Raw genomic sequence first — 268 nt, forward strand, 5'->3', positions numbered from 1 at the left:
GCCGAAGAAGCAGTTTCAATCGTGAAACCTCGTCTGCAGAAGTTTGAGATTGAAGTTATCAATGAGTTAACAGATGTATATGTTGTTGCCGATTTCGATAAGACGAAACAGATTTTCTTAAATGTGCTTGATAATGCGATAAAATATAGCGATGCTACGCAAATTCGTATGAATGTCATTGTAAATGAGCGTGAGGCGAAGGTGTTTGTTCATGATGATGGCATTGGTATCGATGAAGGGGTGCTGGCAGAGTGGAATGAATCGCCAG

Annotated in this window: 1 protein-coding gene; it reads left to right on the plus strand. The window is 40.7% G+C overall.

Translation table 11 applies throughout. From position 1 onward, the window contains the following. Nucleotides 1–268: ATP-binding protein (locus ACS2QP_RS27815; RefSeq protein WP_438883075.1), on the plus strand; the 268-nt coding region annotated here is incomplete at both ends.

The organism is Bacillus cereus group sp. Bce019 (assembly GCF_051781745.1).
In the GTDB taxonomy this organism is placed as follows: domain Bacteria; phylum Bacillota; class Bacilli; order Bacillales; family Bacillaceae_G; genus Bacillus_A; species Bacillus_A cereus.